16 protein-coding genes are annotated in these 17,272 nt (G+C 62.6%); 8 read left to right on the plus strand and 8 right to left on the minus strand.

The window, feature by feature from the left end; translation table 11 throughout:
* Window positions 1–3: 3 nt before the first annotated feature.
* The 3 genes from rsmB to def all read right to left on the minus strand — a co-directional run bounded on the left by rsmB (window position 4) and on the right by def (window position 2,847).
* Window positions 4–1,314, minus strand: coding sequence for a 16S rRNA (cytosine(967)-C(5))-methyltransferase RsmB (rsmB, locus tag ACLEJQ_RS09980; protein ID WP_440794479.1), 1,311 nt, complete (start codon window positions 1,312–1,314; stop codon window positions 4–6).
* The gene (gene fmt, locus ACLEJQ_RS09985; protein WP_440794481.1) at window positions 1,311–2,270 is read right to left on the minus strand and encodes a methionyl-tRNA formyltransferase; all 960 of its coding nucleotides are present in this window, start codon (window positions 2,268–2,270) and stop codon (window positions 1,311–1,313) included. The genes rsmB and fmt overlap by 4 nt, the downstream gene beginning before the upstream one ends.
* A gap of 70 nt (window positions 2,271–2,340) precedes the next feature.
* Window positions 2,341–2,847 (minus strand): peptide deformylase, encoded by a 507-nt coding sequence (gene def, locus ACLEJQ_RS09990; protein ID WP_047704002.1) that lies wholly within the window; start codon window positions 2,845–2,847, stop codon window positions 2,341–2,343.
* A 168-nt stretch (window positions 2,848–3,015) separates the two neighbouring features.
* Here def and ACLEJQ_RS09995 point away from each other — a divergent pair, with 168 nt between their 5' ends.
* The 3 genes from ACLEJQ_RS09995 to ACLEJQ_RS10005 all read left to right on the plus strand — a co-directional run bounded on the left by ACLEJQ_RS09995 (window position 3,016) and on the right by ACLEJQ_RS10005 (window position 5,834).
* Complete coding sequence (locus ACLEJQ_RS09995; RefSeq protein ID WP_440794484.1) at window positions 3,016–4,041, plus strand: LysM peptidoglycan-binding domain-containing protein; 1,026 nt, start codon at window positions 3,016–3,018, stop codon at window positions 4,039–4,041.
* Window positions 4,042–4,121: 80 nt separating this feature from the next.
* The gene (dprA, locus tag ACLEJQ_RS10000; protein WP_440794486.1) at window positions 4,122–5,216 is read left to right on the plus strand and encodes a DNA-processing protein DprA; all 1,095 of its coding nucleotides are present in this window, start codon (window positions 4,122–4,124) and stop codon (window positions 5,214–5,216) included.
* Window positions 5,217–5,276: 60 nt separating this feature from the next.
* Window positions 5,277–5,834, plus strand: a complete 558-nt coding sequence (locus ACLEJQ_RS10005; RefSeq protein WP_440794488.1) for an L-threonylcarbamoyladenylate synthase — start codon at window positions 5,277–5,279, stop codon at window positions 5,832–5,834.
* 171 nt (window positions 5,835–6,005) lie between these two features.
* Here ACLEJQ_RS10005 and ACLEJQ_RS10010 read toward each other — a convergent pair whose 3' ends face one another.
* Entirely contained in the window at window positions 6,006–6,983 is a 978-nt protein-coding gene (locus ACLEJQ_RS10010) for an NADPH:quinone reductase (protein WP_440794490.1), read from the minus strand.
* A gap of 164 nt (window positions 6,984–7,147) precedes the next feature.
* Here ACLEJQ_RS10010 and hemF point away from each other — a divergent pair, with 164 nt between their 5' ends.
* Window positions 7,148–8,062, plus strand: coding sequence for an oxygen-dependent coproporphyrinogen oxidase (gene hemF / locus ACLEJQ_RS10015; RefSeq protein WP_440794492.1), 915 nt, complete (start codon window positions 7,148–7,150; stop codon window positions 8,060–8,062).
* Window positions 8,063–8,072: 10 nt separating this feature from the next.
* Window positions 8,073–8,894: a shikimate dehydrogenase gene (gene aroE / locus ACLEJQ_RS10020; RefSeq protein ID WP_440794494.1), complete on the plus strand. Its 822-nt coding sequence runs from the start codon at window positions 8,073–8,075 to the stop codon at window positions 8,892–8,894.
* A gap of 140 nt (window positions 8,895–9,034) precedes the next feature.
* Here the strand turns inward: aroE and ACLEJQ_RS10025 are convergent, their stop codons facing one another.
* The 3 genes from ACLEJQ_RS10025 to betC all read right to left on the minus strand — a co-directional run bounded on the left by ACLEJQ_RS10025 (window position 9,035) and on the right by betC (window position 13,247).
* Window positions 9,035–10,603, minus strand: coding sequence for a SulP family inorganic anion transporter (locus ACLEJQ_RS10025; protein ID WP_440794496.1), 1,569 nt, complete (start codon window positions 10,601–10,603; stop codon window positions 9,035–9,037).
* Between the two features lie 193 nt (window positions 10,604–10,796).
* Window positions 10,797–11,717 carry a choline ABC transporter substrate-binding protein gene (gene choX / locus ACLEJQ_RS10030; protein WP_440794498.1) on the minus strand — a complete coding sequence of 307 codons (921 nt, stop codon included), beginning with the start codon at window positions 11,715–11,717 and terminating at the stop codon, window positions 10,797–10,799.
* 15 nt (window positions 11,718–11,732) lie between these two features.
* Window positions 11,733–13,247, minus strand: a complete 1,515-nt coding sequence (gene betC, locus ACLEJQ_RS10035) for a choline-sulfatase (protein ID WP_440794500.1) — start codon at window positions 13,245–13,247, stop codon at window positions 11,733–11,735.
* A 114-nt stretch (window positions 13,248–13,361) separates the two neighbouring features.
* On the opposite strand from betC, the gene ACLEJQ_RS10040 reads away from it, so the two are divergent.
* Window positions 13,362–14,312, plus strand: coding sequence for a choline sulfate utilization transcriptional regulator (locus ACLEJQ_RS10040; RefSeq protein WP_440794502.1), 951 nt, complete (start codon window positions 13,362–13,364; stop codon window positions 14,310–14,312).
* Window positions 14,313–14,423: 111 nt separating this feature from the next.
* Here ACLEJQ_RS10040 and ACLEJQ_RS10045 read toward each other — a convergent pair whose 3' ends face one another.
* On the minus strand, window positions 14,424–15,083 hold the full coding sequence (locus tag ACLEJQ_RS10045; RefSeq protein WP_440794504.1) for an NAD(P)-dependent oxidoreductase: 660 nt from the start codon (window positions 15,081–15,083) through the stop codon (window positions 14,424–14,426).
* 83 nt (window positions 15,084–15,166) lie between these two features.
* Between ACLEJQ_RS10045 and ACLEJQ_RS10050 the strand changes: the two genes are divergently transcribed.
* Both ACLEJQ_RS10050 and ACLEJQ_RS10055 read left to right on the plus strand, forming a co-directional pair.
* Window positions 15,167–15,493, plus strand: a complete 327-nt coding sequence (locus ACLEJQ_RS10050; protein ID WP_440794506.1) for a DOPA 4,5-dioxygenase family protein — start codon at window positions 15,167–15,169, stop codon at window positions 15,491–15,493.
* Window positions 15,494–15,927: 434 nt separating this feature from the next.
* A complete protein-coding gene (locus ACLEJQ_RS10055; RefSeq protein WP_440794508.1) occupies window positions 15,928–17,235 on the plus strand; it encodes a CitMHS family transporter in 1,308 nt (435 codons plus the stop codon).
* Window positions 17,236–17,272 lie beyond the last annotated feature (37 nt).

Consider the following 17,272-nt stretch of genomic DNA (forward strand, 5'->3'; position numbering starts at 1 on the left):
GTCTTAACCGCGTGCGGCGGCGATCTTGATCAGCTTGGCGTAGTAGAACCCGTCGTGGCCACCTTCCTGGGCCAGCAACTGGCGACCGTGGGGCTGCTTCAGACCGGCCTGACTGGCGATGTCCAGCTCCCGGGCGCCGGGGGTGCGAGCGAGGAAGGCTTGAATCACTTCGGCGTTCTCGGTCGGCAGCGTCGAGCAAGTGGCGTAGAGCAACATGCCGCCCACGTCGAGGGTCGGCCACAGGGCATCGAGCAGTTCGCTCTGCAACACCGCCAATGCGGCGATGTCGTCCGGCTGGCGGGTGAGCTTGATGTCCGGGTGACGGCGGATCACCCCGGTGGCCGAGCATGGCGCGTCCAGCAGAATGCGCTGGAATGGCTTGCCGTCCCACCAGCTCCCGGTGTCGCGGCCGTCAGCGGCGATCAGCTCGGCGTCGAGGCCCAGGCGTTCGAGGTTTTCCTTGACCCGCACCAGACGCTTGGCTTCCAGGTCCACGGCCACCACGCCGGCCAGCTTCGGCTCGACTTCAAGGATGTGGCAGGTCTTACCGCCCGGCGCGCAGCAAGCGTCGAGCACCCGCTGGCCCGGCGCCAGTTCCAGCAGGTCGGCGGCCAACTGCGCGGCTTCGTCCTGGACGCTGATCCAGCCTTCGGCAAACCCTGGCAGGCTGCGCACGTCAGCGGGAGTTTCGAGGACAATGCCGTCGCGGCTGTACTGGCAGGGGATCGCCGGGACGCCCGCCTCGCCCAGCAAGGCCAGGTAGGCATCGCGGCTGTGGTGGCGACGGTTGATCCGCAGGATCATCGGCGGATGAGCGTTGTTGGCCGCGCAGATGGCTTCCCACTGCTCGGGCCAGAAGGCTTTCAGGGATTTCTGCAACCAGCGTGGGTGGGCGGTGCGCACCACCGGGTCGTGTTCCAGCTCGGCCAGCAGAGCTTCGCCTTCGCGTTGGGCGCGGCGCAGCACGGCATTGAGCAGGGCCTTGGCCCAGGGCTTTTTCAGTTTGTCGGCGCAGCCCACGGTTTCACCGATGGCGGCGTGGGCGGGGACGCGGCTGTAGAGCAATTGATAGAGCCCGACCAGCAGCAGCGCTTCGACGTCGGCATCCGCAGCCTTGAAAGGCTTTTGCAGCAGCTTGGCCGCCAGCGCCGACAAGCGCGGCTGCCAGCGGGCGGTGCCGAACGCCAGGTCCTGGGTGAAACCGCGATCACGGTCCTCGACCTTTTCCAATTGGGTCGGCAGGGAACTGTTGAGAGAGGCTTTACCGCTGAGGACAGCGGCCAGGGCCTTGGCGGCGGCCAGACGTGGATTCATGAGGCGTCCGCCGCTTGGCCGAGCACGGTGCCGAGGGCGAATTTCTCACGGCGGCTGTTGAACAGATCGCTGAAGTTCAGCGCCTTGCCGCCGGGCAATTGCAGGCGGGTCAGGCACAGCGCCTGTTCGCCACAAGCGACGACGAGGCCGTCCTTGCTGGCGCCGAGGATTTCACCCGGTGCGCCCTGCCCTTCGGCCAGACTGGCCGCCAGGACTTTCAGGGCTTCGCCGTTCAAGGTGCTGTGGCAGATCGGCCACGGGTTGAAGGCGCGCACCAGGCGTTCCAGTTCGATGGCCGGGCGGCTCCAGGCGATGCGCGCCTCGTCCTTGTTCAACTTGTGAGCGTAGGTGGCGAGGCTGTCATCCTGCACTTCGCCCGGCAGGGTGCCGGCGGCCAGTCCGGCGATGGCCTGGACCACCGCTGGCGGGCCGATCAGCGCGAGACGATCATGCAGGCTGCCGCCGGTGTCTTCGGCGCTGACAGGCGTGCTGACCTTGAGCAGCATCGGCCCGGTGTCCAGGCCGGCTTCCATGCGCATCACGGTCACGCCGCTTTCGGCATCGCCCGCTTCCACGGCGCGCTGGATCGGCGCCGCACCGCGCCAGCGCGGCAGCAGCGAGGCGTGGCTGTTGATGCAACCCAGGCGCGGGATGTCCAGCACCACTTGCGGCAGGATCAAGCCGTAGGCGACCACCACCATCAAGTCCGGCTTCAGCGCGGCCAGTTCGGCCTGGGCCTGCGGGTCGCGCAGGGTCGGCGGCTGCAACACCTGAATGCCATTTTCCACAGCCAGCTGTTTGACCGGGCTGGGCATCAGTTTTTGCCCGCGACCGGCCGGGCGATCCGGCTGGGTGTAGACCGCGACGATCTCATGGGGGCTGGCCAGCAGGGCCTTGAGGTGTTCGGCGGCAAATTCGGGGGTGCCGGCAAAGACGATGCGCAGTGGCTCAGTCATGGAAGGCTCTCAGTTCAAAGCAGTCGCAAAAAGAAAAAGGCTTGCCGCGGCAAGCCTTTGAAGGGGGGCATCAAGCATTCTGGCGATGAATCTTTTCCAGTTTTTTCTTGATCCGGTCACGCTTGAGGGTCGACAGGTAATCGACGAACAACTTGCCGTTGAGGTGGTCACACTCGTGCTGGATGCACACCGCCAGCAGGCCTTCGGCGATCAGCTCGTAGGGCTGGCCGTCGCGGTCCAGGGCCTTGATCCTGACCTTCTGCGGGCGGTCGACGTTTTCGTAGAAGCCCGGCACCGAGAGGCAGCCTTCCTGGTATTGGTCCATCTCGTCGGTCAGGGTTTCGAACTCGGGGTTGATGAACACCCGGGGCTCGCTGCGGTCTTCGGAGAGGTCCATGACGACAATACGCTTGTGCACATTGACCTGGGTCGCGGCGAGGCCGATGCCCGGCGCCTCATACATTGTTTCAAACATGTCATCGACCAGCTGACGCACTTCGTCGTCCACTACGGCCACCGGTTTGGCGATAGTGCGCAGGCGCGGGTCCGGAAATTCGAGAATGTTCAAAATGGCCATAAGCTTGATAAATGCACGTGTGAGGTAAAGTCGGGTGGCTGGCCTGGCGTGTCTGGGGATGCAGGCTACCGTTGTAAAACACAGCTTCGAAGCACAGCGATCGAATCGGAGCGAGCCACGGGGGCTCTGGCGTTTTACGCGAACGCACATAATAAAGGGATTCACCGCATGAGGAAATCACTACTCGCCCTGCTGCTCCTGGCCTCGGCCGGTATCGCACATGGGCAAGTGCAACTTCGGGAAGGTTTTCCCCAGCAATACACGGTGGTGACGGGCGACACGCTTTGGGACATTTCCGGCAAATACCTGCGCGAGCCCTGGAAGTGGCCGGAACTCTGGCAGGCCAACCCGCAAATCGAAAACCCCAACCTGATCTACCCCGGCGACACCCTGACCCTGGTCTACGTCAACGGCCAGCCGCGCCTGACCCTCAATCGCGGCGCCTCGCGGGGCACCATCAAACTGTCCCCACGGGTGCGCAGCTCACCGGTGGCCGATGCCATCCCGAGCATTCCGCTGCAAGCGATCAACAGCTTCCTGCTGAGCAACCGCATCGTCGACAGACTCGAAGACTTCGACAAGGCGCCGTACATCGTCGCCGGCGATGCCGAACGGGTGCTCAGCGGCACCGGGGACCGAATCTTCGCCCGCGGCAAATTCGATGACAATCAGTCGGCCTACGGCATCTTCCGCCAGGGCAAGGTCTACACCGATCCCGAAACCAAGGAATTCTTGGGCATCAACGCCGATGACATCGGCGGCGGCGAGGTGATCGCCACCGAAGGCGATGTCACCACACTGGCGCTGCAACGCACCACCCAGGAAGTGCGCCTCGGCGACAGGCTGTTCAGCGGCGAGGAACGCTCGATCAATTCGACCTTCATGCCCAGCGCGCCGAACACCGAGGTCAACGGGCTGATTCTCGACGTGCCTCGCGGCGTGACCCAGATCGGTGCGCTGGACGTGGTGACGGTGAACAAGGGCCGGCGCGACGGCCTGGTCGAAGGCAACGTGCTGGCGGTGATGAAGACCGGCGAAACCGTGCGCGACCGTATCAATGGCCAATCAGTGAAGATCCCAGATGAAAGGGCCGGTTTGCTGATGGTGTTCCGCACCTACGACAAGCTCAGCTATGGCTTGGTGCTCTATGCCTCGCGCTCGTTGGCGGTGCTCGACAAGGTGCGTAATCCGTAACGGGTCTCACAACTTACCAACAGAGTTATCCACAGCTTGTTCCCGTTTCTGCGGGACCTATAACGATCAAGGATGATCGCATGTCATTACCTGAATCTGCTCCGGTTTCCCCGGCGGAACTGGAGGCGCGGCTACGCCTTCATCGGTTGCCGCAACTTGGGCCTAAACGTTTCATGACCCTGATGGAGGCCTTCGGCTCGGCCTCGAAAGCCATCAGCGCGCCGGCCAGTGCCTGGCGAGCGCTGGGGTTGCCGGCGGCCTGTGCCGAGGCGCGGCGTGATCCGGATGTACGCGATGGCGCGGCCCATGCATTGGCCTGGCTAGAGCGTCCGGGCCAGCATTTACTGATGTGGGACCAGCCTGGTTACCCTGCGCTGCTGGGGGAAATCAGCGACGCGCCAGCGCTGTTGTTCGTCGCCGGTGACCCGACGATTCTGGAGAAACCGCAGCTGGCGATGGTGGGCAGCCGCCGAGCGTCGCGTCCAGGCATGGACACGGCGGCGGCGTTTTCCCGCAGCCTGGCCGGGGCCGGTTTTGTCATCACCAGCGGCCTGGCCTTAGGGATTGATGCGGCGGCCCATCAGGCAGCACTGGATGTGGGTGGGCGCACCGTCGGGGTGCTCGGCACCGGGCTGGAAAACTTTTATCCACAGCGCAATCGTCGGCTGGCCGATGCGATGATCGACCAGGGCAGCGCGGTGCTGTCGGAGTTCGCGTTGGACGCAGCACCCCATGCCAGCAACTTTCCGCGGCGCAATCGAATAATCAGCGGTTTGTCCCTGGGGGTGCTGGTGATCGAGGCCAGTATCGCCAGCGGCTCGCTGATTACCGCGCGATTGGCCGCCGAACAGGGCCGCGAGGTGTATGCCATACCGGGTTCGATTCATCATCCCGGCGCCCGGGGCTGCCATCAGTTGATCCGCGACGGTGCGGCGCTGGTGGAAACCGTCGAGCATATTCTTGAAGCCTTGCGCGGCTGGCAGCGGTTGCCGCCAGCCTCCACGCCGGAGCCGGCAACCCATCCGCTGTTGCGCCTGCTGCACGCCGCGCCGCAGAGCAGCGAGGCGTTGGCCGACGCCAGCGGCTGGGGCCTGCCCAAGGTGCTGGCGGCGCTGACGGAACTGGAGATGGAGGGACGAGCCATCTGCGATAACGGCCGCTGGTTTGCACGCTAGGTTTTATGAGGAAGATCGGTAAACTGCGCACAGCCTTATTTGCGTTGCGGAGAATCTTTCATGGTCAACAGTTGGCGTGTGCAACAAGCCGCACGAGAAGTCCGTGCCGGGGCGGTGATTGCCTATCCAACCGAAGCGGTCTGGGGTCTGGGTTGCGATCCGTGGAACGAAGAGGCGGTGGACCGGCTGCTGGCGATCAAGTCGCGGCGGCCGGACAAAGGCCTGATCCTGGTGGCGGACAACATCCATCAGTTCGATTTCCTGTTCGAAGATTTCCCCGACACCTGGATGGACCGCATGGCCAGCACCTGGCCGGGCCCCAATACCTGGCTGGTGCCGCACCAGAACCTGCTGCCCGAATGGATTACCGGCGTGCACGACACCGTCGCATTGCGGGTCAGCGACCACCCGACCGTGCGCGACTTGTGCTCGCTGGTCGGCCCGCTGGTCTCCACGTCGGCCAACCCCCAAGGCCGCCCGGCGGCACGCACGCGGATCCGCGTCGAGCAATACTTTCGCGGGCAGCTCGACCTGGTCCTTGGCGGCAACCTGGGCGGACGCAAGAACCCCAGCGTCATCCGCGACCTGGCGACCGGTAAAGTCGTCCGCCCGGACTGAGCCCAAACACATCCCCGCCGGGCCCTATGTGGGAGCGGGCTTGCTCGCGAAGACGCCGGCACATTCAGCACAGATGCAAGCTGATCCACCGCTATCGCGAGCAAGCTCGCTCCCACAGTGGTTTTGTGTCACACGCAATAGTTGTGAGCTGCACAGGGTTTGACGCCTGACTCAAGGCAAGAGGATGGTCGACCCAGTCGTACGTCGTGCCGACAACTCAGCCTGGGCCTTGGCCGCTTCCGCCAGTGGATAACGCTGGTTGATGTCCACCGTGAGCTTGCCGCTGCTGATCATCGCGAACAGTTCATCGGCCATGCGTTGCAGGTTTTCGGCGTTGTTGGCGTAGGTCGCCAGGGTCGGGCGGGTGACGTAGAGCGAGCCCTTGGCCGAAAGGATGCCCAGGTTCACGCCCTCCACCGCGCCCGAGGCATTGCCAAAGCTCACCAGCAATCCACGAGGGGCCACGCAGTCCAGGGAGGTCAGCCAGGTGTCTTTGCCGACGCCGTCGTACACCACCGGGACTTTCTTGCCGTCGGTCAATTCCAGCACACGCTGTACGACGTTTTCTTTGCTGTAGTCGATGGTTTCCCAAGCGCCATGGGCCTTGGCGATGGCGGCTTTTTCCGGCGAGCTGACGGTGCCGATCAACTTCACGCCCAAGGCCTTGGCCCACTGGCAGGCCAACGACCCCACGCCACCGGCCGCCGCGTGGAACAGAATGGTTTCGCCCCCCTTGAGCTCATAGGTCTGACGCAACAGGTACTGCACGGTCAAACCCTTGAGCATCACCCCGGCGGCTTGCTCGAAGTTGATGGATTCCGGCAGGTGCACCAGATTGGCCTCAGGCAGCACATGCACATCGCTATAGGCCCCCAGCGGACCGCTGCCATACGCCACCCGGTCACCGACCTTGAAGCGCTTGACCTCGCTGCCGACCGCCTCGACCACGCCCGCGCCTTCCGCGCCCAGGCCCGACGGCATCGCCGGTGGCGGATAGAGACCGCTGCGGTAATAGGTGTCGATGAAATTCAGGCCGATCGCCCGATTGCTCACGCGCACTTGTTGCGGGCCCGGCTCGGCGGGCTGGTAGTCCACGTACTCGAGTACGTCGGGGCCGCCGTGGGAACTGAACTGGATACGTTTGGCCATCTTCACTTTCTCCTTGTCGCGGGACTTTTTACCAAGCCTGCTATCGGACTCCTAAGCTTGACCGACGTCAACTGTGGCGTGGGCAGGTGCGGTGGTATCCTGTGCGCCCATTTGCCACCGGCCCTTTGTATGCCGCGTAGCGTAGCCCTGATCAAGGTGATGTCATGTCCACTCGCACCGAGGCGGTGAAAGCCTATCTGCTCGACCTGCAAGACCGTATCTGCGCCGCCCTGGAAACCGAGGACGGCGGCACGCGCTTCGTCGAAGATGCCTGGACACGGCCTGCCGGCGGTGGCGGTCGTACGCGAGTGATCGAAAACGGCACGGTCATCGAAAAAGGCGGTGTGAACTTTTCCCACGTCTTCGGCAGCGGCCTGCCACCGTCGGCCAGTGCCCATCGGCCGGAACTGGCCGGGCGCGGGTTCGAGGCCCTGGGCGTGTCGCTGGTGATCCACCCGCACAATCCCCATGTGCCGACGTCCCACGCCAACGTGCGCTTTTTCATCGCCGAAAAAGAAGACGAGGAGCCGGTCTGGTGGTTCGGCGGCGGCTTCGATCTGACGCCTTACTACGGCGTCGCGGAAGATTGCGTGCACTGGCACCGAGTCGCCGAACAGGCCTGCGCCCCGTTCGGCCCCGAGGTGTACCCACGCTACAAGGCCTGGTGCGACAGCTATTTCCACCTCAAGCATCGCAATGAGCCCCGGGGCATCGGCGGCCTGTTCTTCGACGATCTGAACGAGTGGGATTTCGACACCAGCTTCGCTTTTATGCGCGCCATTGGCGACGCCTACATCGATGCCTACCTGCCGATCATGCGCCGCCGCAAGCACGACCCATTCACCGCCAAACAACGGGAATTCCAGGAGTACCGCCGCGGACGGTACGTGGAATTCAACCTGGTCTACGACCGCGGCACCCTGTTCGGCCTGCAATCGGGCGGGCGTACCGAATCGATCCTGATGTCGCTGCCGCCGCAAGTGCGCTGGGGCTACGACTGGAAAGCCGAGCCGGGCAGCGAAGAAGCACGCCTGACCGAGTATTTCCTGCAGGATCGCGATTGGCTGGCGACGGCCTGAGGGGATGTCCATGGATCGCTACGTTGTCATGGGTAACCCGATCGGCCACAGCAAGTCGCCACTGATTCATCGCCTGTTTGCCGAACAGACTGGGCAAGCGTTGGACTACACCACGCTGCTGGCGCCGCTGGAGGATTTTGCCGGTTGTGCGCGAGAGTTTTTCCGCGAGGGTCGTGGGGCAAATGTCACCGTGCCGTTCAAGGAAGACGCCTACCGCTTGGCCGACAGCCTGACCGAGCGCGCGCAGCGGGCCGGGGCGGTCAACACCTTGAGCAAACTGACTGACGGTCGTCTGCTGGGTGATAACACCGATGGCGCCGGGCTGGTCCGCGACCTGACCGTCAACGCCGGTTTCAGCCTCAAGGGCAAGCGCATTCTGTTGCTGGGTGCCGGTGGTGCGGTGCGTGGTGCCCTGGAGCCGCTGCTGGCCGAGGGCCCGGCTTCGGTGATCATTGCCAATCGTACGGTGGAGAAAGCCGAATTGTTGGCCGAACTGTTCGCCGACCTGGGCCCGGTCTCGGCCAGTGGTTTCGACTGGCTGCAAGAGCCGGTGGACCTGATCATTAACGCCACGTCGGCCAGCCTGTCGGGGGATGTACCGCCGATTGCCGGAAGTTTGATCGAGCCCGGCAAGACGCTTTGCTACGACATGATGTATGGCAAGGAGCCTACGTCGTTCTGCCGTTGGGCCAGCGAACAAAACGCCGCGGTGGCGATGGATGGCTTGGGGATGCTGGCTGAGCAGGCGGGCGAAGCGTTCTACCTGTGGCGTGGGGTGCGTCCGGATACGGCGCCGGTGCTGGCTGAGCTTCGAAGACAGCTAGTGCTATAAACCGTGGCGAGGGAGCTTGCTCCCGCTGGGCTGCGCAGCGGCCCCAAGAAACTGAGGACACCGTTTATTGGGGAGGGCTTCGCCCTCCAGCGGGAGCAAGCTCCCTCGCCACAGGGGATATCTCAAGTCGCTGGGAATGTTCATTCCTCAAAGAGAATCGGGCATTTCTCCGCGCCCTCCAGCTTCTTCAACTCCTCCACCACCTGCGGCCTGGCCCGACGCAGGGTCAGGCTGCGGCCCTGGCTGCGCAGGCGTCGGGCTTCCTGGTGGAGCATTTCCACCCCGGAGTAATCGATGAAGTTGATCTGCTGGGCATCGATCACCACCTGTTGCCCCTGCAACCGTTGCAGGCGCACTTGCAAGTAATGGCTGGCGCCGAAGAAGATCGAGCCACCGACCCGCAGGATATCTGCCTCGCCTTCGCGCAAATGCTGTACCCGAGGTTGCGAGGTGCGCTTGAGGTAGAAGAACAACGACGCCAGCACTCCCGCGTAGATCGCGGTTTGCAGCTCCAGCAGCAAGGTCGCCAGACAGGTCAGGCTCATCACCATGAACTCTGAACGGCTCACCCGGTACAACGCCCGGATGCCGCGATGATCCACCAGGCCCCAGGCGATCAGCAGGATGCTGCCGGCCATGGCCGGAATCGGGATGTGCGCGATCAGTTGCGCCCCCGCCACGGCAAACAGCGCCACCCACAACGCCGAGAACACCCCGGCCAACGGCGAGCACGCCCCCGCTTCATAGCTGAGACCGGAACGGGTAAAGGAACCGGCCGACAACGACCCGGCGAAAAATCCGCCGACAAGATTGGAAAGTCCCTGCGCCCTCACCTCCTGGTTCGCATCGAGCAACTGCCCGGAGCGCACCGACAGTGAACGGGCGATGGACAGACTGGTCACCAGCCCGAGCATGCCCACCGCGACGGCACCTGGCAGCAGCCGCAGGATCAGCTCAAGATCCAAGGGCAGCGGCGTGAACGGTGGCAAACGTCCGGCAAAGGCGCTGACCAGCGCCACATGCCCGAACATGGCCGGCCACGCCCAGACCACCAGACTGCCGATGACTAAAGTTATCAACAAACTCGGCCAGCGCGGCAACAAGCGCTTGAGCACGATGCCCAGCACCAGCGTCCCCACCCCCAGCAACAGCGACGGATTATCCACAGCCCCGATATGACTGAGCAACGCCAGCAAGCCTTTCAGTGCGGTGGCCTCGTTCGGCAGGTCCAGGCCCAGCAGGTTCGGCAGTTGCCCCAAGGCAATGACCACCGCCGCCCCCAGGGTGAACCCCAGCACCACCGAGTGCGAGACGAAATTGACCAGCGCCCCGAACCGCAACAGCCCCAGCAACCACTGGAAAATACCCGCCAGCACCGTCAGCAACAGGATCAGCGTGACGTAATCCTGCGTAGCCGGTACGGCCAGTGGACTGACGCTGGCATACAAGACGATGGAGATCGCCGCCGTCGGCCCACAGATCAGGTGCCACGATGAACCCCACAGGCATGCGATCAGCACCGGCACAATCGCCGCGTACAAGCCGTACTCCGGAGGCAACCCGGCGATCAGGGCGTAGGCGATCGATTGTGGCAGGGCCAGGATCGCGCCACTCAGGCCGACGATAAGATCTCGCCCGACACTGGCCCGGGTCTGCCGGGGCAGCCAGCTCAGGAATGGAAAAAGCGAATGGCGCGAAGGGATTGCCATGGAGCCTCAAGGATGGGGTTTGGTGAAAGAGTAACAGGCGATCTCATGACAAGGGCTTACCGTGACTAGGGAGCTTGCTCCCGCTGGAGGGCGAAGCCCTCCCATAACCGGTCCCTCCGGTTTTTGGGGCCGCTTCGCAGCCCAGCGGGAGCAAGCTCCCTCGCCACCAAAGCCGCTGGCAGGATATGAAGTTTCAGAGCTTCGCCTTCACCGCCGCCAACGCATCCTGGCCATCAACCGTCTTCACACCGTCCAGCCATTTATCCAGCACCGCCGGGTTGGCCTTGATCCAGGCCTTGGCCGCGTCGGCGTTGCTGACTTTCTTGTTCACGACTTCGGCCATGATGCTGTTTTCCATTTCCTGGGTGAAGCTCAGGTTAGTCAGCAGCTTGCCAACGTTCGGGCAGGCCTGTGCATAACCCTTGCGGGTCAGGGTGTAGACGCTGCCGGTTTCGCCAAAGTATTTCTCGCCGCCTTTGAGGTAATGCATTTTCAGTTGCACGTTCATCGGGTGCGGCGTCCAACCGAGGAAGGTCACGAATTTCTGCTTTTTCACCGCCCGAGAGACTTCTGCCAGCATCGCCTGCTCGCTGGATTCCACCAGTTTCCACTCGCCCATGCCGAAATCGTTGGCCTTGATGATCTCTTTCAAGGACAGGTTGGCCGGAGCACCGGAGCCGATGCCGTAGATCTTTTTCTCGAACTTGTCGGCGAATTTGTTCAGGTCGGCAAAGTTATGCACACCCGCATCCCAGACGTAGTCCGGAACCGCCAGGGTGAATTCGGTGCCATCGAGGTTCTTCGCCAGTTGGGTGACGTCGCCATTGGCGACGAATTTGTCATAGAAGCCCTGCTGCGCCGGCATCCAGTTCCCCAGGAACACGTCCACCTGCCCGTCCTTCAGGCCACCGAAGGTGATCGGCACCGCCAGGGTGTCAACCTTGGGCTTGTAGCCCATTCCTTCCAGCAGGAAACTGGTGATGGCGTTGGTCGCCGCGATGTCGCTCCAGCCCGGGTCGGCCATCTTCACCGTTTCGCAGCTCTGCTCGGCCCACGCCGAAGCACTGCTCAACGCCAGCAGCCCGGCGGCCAGTACTGTGGATAACTTTTGCATGTGCTTCCCCTTACGTTATTGGTGTTGGCAGGGTTGTGGATAACGGGCCTTGCGTTCCAGATCGTCGAGGTCGATGTGGTTACGCATGTATTGCTGGCTGGCGTCCACCAGCGGCTGGTGATCCCAGCTCTTGAGTTTGCCCAGGGTCAGCGCCTGGGCAACGAAACGACGGCGTCGCTGGCTGGCGAGTACCTGTTGGTGAATGGTCGGGATGTCCCATTTGGCCCGCGCTTCGGCGAGAAAATCACTGAACAGTTGCTGATGATCGGCGGACCGGCTGAGGTCTTCCAGCTCCTTGGGATCGTTACGTACGTCGAACAACAGACACGGATCGTCCTCGCTGTAGATGAATTTCCAAGGTCCGCGACGGATCATCATCAACGGGCTGATGGTGCCTTCGGCCATGTATTCGCCAAACACTTCGTCGTGCCCGCCCTGCCCTTGCAGATGCGGCACCAGGGACCGACCATCCAGCGGCAAACCCGATTCCAGTGTGCCGCCGGCCAGTTCGACCAGGGTTGGCAACAGGTCGGCGGTGGATACGGAGGCGCTCACGCGGCCGCTGGCGAACTGCCCCGGCGCGCTGATCAACAGCGGTACGCGTGCCGCCATCTCGAACCAGTGCATTTTGTACCAGAGGCCCTTTTCGCCGAGCATGTCCCCATGATCGCCGGAGAACACGATGATCGTATCTTCCAATAGCCCGGTGTCCTCCAGGGTTTGCAGCAGCTTGCCGATGTTGCTATCGATGTAGCTGCAAGCGCCGAAATAGGCACGGCGTGCATCACGGATCTTATCCACAGGCAACGGCTTGTCCCACAGATCGTAGACTTTCAACAGGCGCTGGGAGTGCGGATCGAGTTCGAATTGCGCCGGGGTGTGCGGCAGAGGAATGTCGTTGTCGTCGTACAGGTCCCAGAAGGCCTTGGGGATGGTGTAGGGATCGTGGGGATGGGTCATCGACACCGTCAGGCAGAACGGCTGGTCGCCGTCTTCGCGGATGTGATCGAACAGGTATTGCTGGGCCTTGAACACCACTTCTTCGTCGAAATCCAGCTGGTTGGTGCGCACGCAAGGCCCGGCTTGCAACACCGAAGACATGTTGTGGTACCAACTCGGCCGCACATCCGGCTCGTCCCAGTTCACCGCCCAGCCGTAGTCGGCCGGGTAGATGTCACTGGTGAGACGTTCCTCGTACCCGTGCAACTGGTCCGGACCGCAAAAGTGCATCTTGCCGGACAATGCCGTGCGATAGCCGAGACGGCGCAGGTAGTGGGCGTAGGTCGGCACATCCGCCGGGAAATCCGCCGCGTTGTCGTAGGCGCCGATCTTGCTGGGCAACTGGCCGCTGACCAGGGTGAAGCGCGACGGCGCGCACAGCGGGCTGTTGCAATAGGCAGAGTCGAACACCACGCCTTGCTCGGCCAGACGCGTCAGGTTAGGCAGCTTGATCGGCGAAGGGCCGTGGATCGGCAACATTGGCGCGGCCATTTGATCGGCCATGATGAAAAGAATGTTCTTGCGCTTCATGTGATCGCGGCATTCCATAGTAGGCAGTTATGCGAGATTGCTGCGATCGAGCATGTAGCCCCCAGGTGTTGGGGTAAAGCCCACGTAGGATAATGACTAGGATAAGCACAGCTTATGTATGACGCCTTGGGTGACTTGTCCCTCGAATTGCTGCGCGCCTTCGAATCGGCGGCCCGCCAGCAGAGCTTTACGGCAGCGGCGATTGAGCTAGGTACCACGCAGCCGGCCGTCAGCCAGCAGATCAAGCGCCTGGAAGAACAACTGGGCACCCGCCTGTTCGATCGTATCTACCGAGGGATCGAGCTGACCGAGGCCGGGTCGATTCTGTTCGAGCAGGTGCAGGCCGGTTTGCAATGCATCGACGTGGGGCTCAGCGCGATCACCGCCCAGCAGCAACACGAAGTGCTGCAAGTGGCCACGGACTTCGCTTTTGCAGCTTATTGGCTGATGCCTCGACTGCACCGGTTTCACGCGGCCAACCCGCAGGTGGACGTTAGTCTGGTAACGGGTGAACGCAGCCACAACATGCTGCGCACCGATATCGACGTTGCCGTGCTGTTCGGCGATGGTCGCTTCAAACAAGGCGAAAGTCGCTGGCTGTTCAGCGAAGAAGTGTTTCCGGTATGTAGTCCCCTGCTGCTCAAGGAGCGCCCGCCGCCCCTGCCCGCCCAGGCCCTGGCGGAGTTTCCATTGCTGCATTTGCGGGCTGGGAATGGCAGCAGCTGGTTCGATTGGAGCGGCGTGTTTCGCGAGCTGGGCATCACCTCGCCCCCGGCCCCTGGGCAGTTGCGCTTCGACAATTACACGCTGCTGATCCAGGCGGCGATTGGCGGCCAGGGCGTCGCCATTGGCTGGCGCCACCTTGTGGATAATTTGTTGGCCCAAGGGCTGTTGTGTCGGCCGATCAGCGAAACCGTGCTGTCGCGGCTGGGCTACTACGTGGTCCTGCCCCAGCGTAAGAGGCGCGGGGCGCTGATCCGGCAGTTCGTGGATTGGTTGATGGAGGAACAGGCCAACAGTGCCGATTCGCTTACGGGACTGCCGCTGCCGTCCATTGCTGTGTGACTGTGGCGAGGGAGCTTGCTCCCGCTGGGCTGCGTAGCGGCCCTCGCTTTTCTGCGGTCGCTACGCAACCGAGCGGGAGCAAGCTCCCTCGCCACAAGGTTTACGCAGCCGTCAGGTGGCTGGCACGAAATTCACGTGCTGGCCTATGTGCAGGTTCAAGCGCAACTCATCGGCGATGCCGACCGCCACCCGGTTGAGCCGTTCCAGGGCTTCGGCCATGCCGGACTCCAGGCTGGTGCTGACCTGGCTGAAATGCTCGATGCCCAGGCCGGGCGTGGCATACGGGGCGTTGATCAGGGTCCATTGCAGGGAACTGTTCTTCAGCGCGTCGAGCACTTCTTCAGCGGCGTGGCGCTGCAAATCATCGTCGCCCTGCTCCTCGTCGAGCACGGCAAAATCCCCGATCAGGAATAACCGCGATACATTCACCGCCTGCATCCCGGCGATCAACGCATCCACCGCCAATACCTGCTCCACGGGCCCGGGAATCAGCGTACGCTCCACCTGTTCGCTGCTCATCGGCAGGCCCGGTGCGTTCAGCAGGCACACCACGGCGCTGGCACCGGCCACGCTTTGCTTGACCCGCTCGGGATCGAACAGATCGCCAGTCTTGGTCCGCAGGCCCGGACGCGGAGCCAGGGCCGTGAGGTCGTCAAGAATGGCAATGATTTCATGCTGGCGCCGCAGCATCTCCGCCATCAATGCACTGCCGAGGCTGCTCATGGCACCATAAAGCACCACTTTGATGACCGGGGTTTCGGCATTTTTCATGGCTACTGTTCCTTTTTCCCGCGTATAAGCCCTCTGACCCGCGGAAATCGGATAGGGTTCGGCCTGTTTTACGGGAGCGACACATGCAGCGGATCAAGGGTTACCACGCCCACGTGTATTTCAACGCCGAAACCATCGACCAGGCGCGGGCGCTATGCGAGGCGGCCGCGCAACTGTTCCCGCTGAAAATGGGCCGCGTCCACCAGCGCCCGGTCGGCCCGCATCCGGACTGGAGCTGCCAACTGGCATTCGATCCGCAGTACATCGGCGTGGTCCTGCCGTGGCTGGCGCTCAATCGCAAGGGGCTGGTGATCTTTCTGCACCCCAACACTGGCGATGACTTGCTGGACCACACCGAGCATGCGATCTGGATGGGCGCGATGCGACCGTTGGATCTTTCGGCGTTCTGAGCTTCTGTGGCGAGGGAGCTTGCTCCCGCTGGGCTACGCAGTAGCCCCCGCAGTAGTCCCAAAAGCAAGAGGCGCTACGCAGTAGCCCCAAAAAGCAAAGGGCCGCTTCGCGCCCCAGCGGGAGCAAGCTCCCTCGCCACGGGTTTACCACGCCTCCAACCATGACGTTGCCGGTTGACCGCTGGTGCGACAGCGAAAGCTGGCTGAAAGCTTGCCCGATTAGGATCGCCTCACTACCGGCACAAGACCGGTGGCCAGAAACGGATTTCCACATCCTGTTTGGCCCTTTTAACAACAACAATGGTGATTCTGATGTCCGCTGTTACCTACCTCGTCGCACCCACTCCACTCGTCCGCCCCGCGTTTTTCGTTTTGCGCTGACCTGCCCGGTTCGCCTTCGCCCGCCGCGCCACGCCACGCCTGGAGTATCTCCTATGCTGACTTTCCTTGGCTTCGCCATGGTCATCACGTTCATGTTCCTGATCATGACCAAGCGCCTGTCGGCGCTGATCGCCCTGATCATCATCCCGATCCTGTTCGCCCTGTTCGGTGGCTTCGCGCCGAAGATCGGCCCCATGATGCTCGAAGGCATCACCAAGCTCGCCCCGACCGGGGTGATGCTGATGTTCGCCATTCTCTATTTTGCCTTGATGATCGACTCCGGCCTGTTCGACCCGGCTGTGCGCAAGATCCTCAAGCTGGTCAAGGGCGACCCCTTGAAAGTTTCGGTCGGTACCGCCGTTCTGGCGCTCGTCGTTTCCCTCGATGGTGACGGCGCGACCACTTACATGATCTGCGTGGCCGCGATGCTGCCTCTGTACAGCCGGATCGGCATGAGTCCACGGATTATGGCGGGCCTGATCATCCTCGCCGGTGGCGTGATGAACATGACCCCTTGGGGTGGCCCGACCGCCCGTGCGGCCAGTGCGCTGCATGTCGATCCGTCGGACATTTTCGTACCGATGATTCCGGCGATGGGTTTCGGTGTGGTGGCGATCCTGATCATTGCCTACTTCTACGGCAAACGTGAACGTGCGCGCCTGGGTGAGTTGCACCTGATCGGCGACGAGATCGATCACAGCGAAATCAGTGTCTCGCAATTCCCGGATGCCCGTCGTCCGAAGCTGATCTGGTTCAACGGCCTGCTGACCCTCGCGCTGATGTGCACCCTGATCGCCGGTCTCCTGCCGCTGCCCGTGCTGTTCATGGTGGCGTTCAGCATCGCCATGATCGTCAACTATCCATGCCTGCAACAGCAGAAGGATCGCGTCGCGGCCCACGCTGGCAGCGTATTGTCGGTGGTCAGCCTGATTTTCGCGGCAGGTATCTTCACCGGCATCCTGTCCGGCACCGGCATGGTCGATGCCATGTCCAAGAGCCTGCTGGCGGTGATCCCGGACTTCCTCGGGCCGTACCTGGCCGTCATCACTGCCCTGGTGAGCATGCCGTTCACTTTCTTCATGTCTAACGATGCATTTTATTACGGGGTGTTACCGGTTCTCGCCGAAGCGGCCAGCCATTACGGCATCACCGCCGTCGAAATGGCCCGTGCCTCGATTGTCGGCCAACCCGTGCACCTGCTGAGCCCGCTGGTTCCGTCCACCTATCTGCTGGTGGCCCTGGCCGGGATCGAATTCGGCGATCACCAGCGCTTTACCCTGAAGTGGGCAGTATTGGTTTGCCTGTGCATAATGGTCGCCGCCTTGCTGATGGGGACCTTTCCGCTGTTCAGCACTCTATAAAAGCAATGCCTGTCGCCTCGCGCCCTCGACTGTCCGA

Source organism: Pseudomonas sp. SMV71 (assembly GCF_052042015.1).
Classification (GTDB): Bacteria; Pseudomonadota; Gammaproteobacteria; order Pseudomonadales; family Pseudomonadaceae; genus Aquipseudomonas.